This window comes from Acinetobacter sp. YH12027 (assembly GCF_013420085.1).
GTDB classification, from domain to species: domain Bacteria; phylum Pseudomonadota; class Gammaproteobacteria; order Pseudomonadales; family Moraxellaceae; genus Acinetobacter; species Acinetobacter amyesii.
This window is the reverse complement of sequence record NZ_VOYW01000093.1, coordinates 1-2,018: the sequence shown is the minus strand read 5'-3', so window position 1 is coordinate 2,018 and position 2,018 is coordinate 1. Positions and strand designations below refer to the sequence as shown.

At 41.4% G+C, this 2,018-nt stretch carries 2 protein-coding genes and 1 pseudogene; 1 reads left to right on the top strand and 2 read right to left on the bottom strand.

Annotated elements, in window-relative coordinates; all coding sequences use genetic code 11:
• Nucleotides 1–172: 172 nt before the first annotated feature.
• On the bottom strand, nt 173–622 hold the full coding sequence (locus tag FTT94_RS16390; RefSeq protein ID WP_180005282.1) for a carboxymuconolactone decarboxylase family protein: 450 nt from the start codon (nt 620–622) through the stop codon (nt 173–175).
• A gap of 83 nt (nt 623–705) precedes the next feature.
• Between FTT94_RS16390 and FTT94_RS16385 the strand changes: the two genes are divergently transcribed.
• Entirely contained in the window at nt 706–1,860 is a 1,155-nt protein-coding gene (locus tag FTT94_RS16385; protein ID WP_180171124.1) for a glycerate kinase, read from the top strand.
• Nucleotides 1,861–1,928: 68 nt separating this feature from the next.
• Here FTT94_RS16385 and FTT94_RS16380 read toward each other — a convergent pair.
• A pseudogene (locus FTT94_RS16380) lies at nt 1,929–2,018 on the bottom strand (IS5/IS1182 family transposase); the annotation flags it as partial.

The window sequence follows — 2,018 nt, the reverse complement described above, 5'->3', positions numbered from 1 at the left end:
TCATGAAATACGGTATTCTGATGTGACAAAACCTGAATCCTGGTCGTTAAAGTGTTTGTTTGCACTCATATTTTAACTGTTAGGACTCAGGTTTTTTTATTTAAAGCAAACTATGGGACAGCAGTGGTGCTGAGGCACTCTTTTTTTATTCAGTTTTAATGTGTACAACCCGTTAAGGTTTCACGCTATAGCGGCTACTAATGGCGATACGATTCCATGTGTTAATGACAATTGCGAGCCATTCAATTGCACTGATTTGATCATCCGTTAAAAAGGGTAGAGCATCTTCATAAACTGCATCGGGAACTTGGCCTTCGGCAATCAATGTAATTGCTTCGATCAAGCTTAAAGCAGCACGTTCTTTTTCATCGTAGTACGCAGTTTCACGCCATGCATTGAGTAGGCTAATGCGTTCAATACTTTCACCTGTTTTAAGTGCATCTTGCGCATGCATGCGAATACAGAATGCACATTCGTTGATTTGGGATGCACGTAATTTCAGTAAATGGGCTAAACCTTCACTTAGGCCAGACTCATTTATTTTTTGCATTGCCAGTGCATCAAGTTCTGCAACTTTTTTATATAGCTCAGGTGCAGACTGACCTAGGTTGATTCGTGACATTTCGAGTCTTTCTGATGTTTTTAGATATACCTGCTATTTTAAAACCGTTATGGTTGAGGACAAGTTTTATTTTGAGCATTTAGATGACCACTTTTGTTCTTGCGCCCGATTCATTTAAAGAAAGTATGAGTGCTCAACAAGCCTGTGACGCGATGCAGCGTGCAATTTTAAAGCTCATACCTGACGCAAATGTCATCGCTGTGCCAATGGCAGATGGCGGTGAGGGAACTGTAGATGCGTTGCTCAGTGCTTGCGACGGTCAAAAAGTGACGATAGCGCTTACAGGTCCTTTGCCCAATCAAGCTGTGACGACATATTTCGGTTTGATCGACGGTGGAAAAACCGCAGTGATTGAAATGGCAAAAGCCAATGGAATTCATCTTGTCGATATGGCTCAGCGAAATCCATTACTGACGTCAACTTATGGTACGGGCGAAATGATCAAGGCTGCTCTAGACTTCGGAGTAAGTAAAATTATCATTGGCTTAGGCGGAAGTGTGACCAATGATGGCGGTGCAGGTATGGCGCAAGCCTTGGGGGCACAATTTTTAGATGAAAATGGCTTCGAAATAGCAGTTTGTGGTGGTTATCTGGATCAAATTAATAGTCTTGATTTGACACAGCTCGACTCACGTTTAAAGTACACAGAGATCATCATTGCCAGCGATGTCATTAATCCACTATGTGGTGATAATGGCGCATCCCATATCTTTGGCCCGCAAAAAGGCGCAACGCAGGAGATGGTGCGTCAGTTAGATCAGAACCTCAGTCATTATGCTGATGTGGTTGAAGCGACTCTGGATTGTGCTTTACGTGATGCAGCAGGTGCAGGTGCTGCAGGTGGATTAGGTTTTGGGTTGATGGCTTTTGCAGGTGCATCGATGCAATCAGGTGTGGAATTGGTCATTGAACAAACTCAGTTGAAGGAAAAAATAGCACAGGCAGATTATGTGCTGACAGGTGAAGGGAAAATTGATCATCAAACCAAGTTAGGTAAAACACCATTTGGTGTGGCGCAGGTTGCAAAAAAGTTTAATAAACCCGTGATCGCCTTTGCTGGTCTAGTGGGTGAGGAAATAACAGAACTTTATGATTTAGGTTTCACACAGATTGTTGGGATTAATCCACCAGATTGTAAGTTGGAAGATGCATTAAAAAATGGTAAGAGAAATTTAGAATGGTGTTGCAAGAATGTGGTTAGGGCTATTAGATGTAGATACAATATTATGAGGGACTGAAATTTTAGTAATGATTTTTTTATAATAAAAGACTAGGGTGTGTTGACATTTACAGCCGATAAATTGAGCTAAAGAGGCAACCATATAAATATACAAGCTAAAGCAACAGCGCTTTGATAGTTACGTTTTAGCTTATCGTATCTTGTGGCAATTCCTCT

Bases quoted from the DNA above. Each gene is read 5' to 3' on its own strand.
- FTT94_RS16390 (WP_180005282.1), bottom strand. From the start codon at position 622: ATGTCACGAATCAACCTAGGTCAGTCTGCACCTGAGCTATATAAAAAA.
- FTT94_RS16385 (WP_180171124.1), top strand. From the start codon at position 706: ATGACCACTTTTGTTCTTGCGCCCGATTCATTTAAAGAAAGTATGAGT.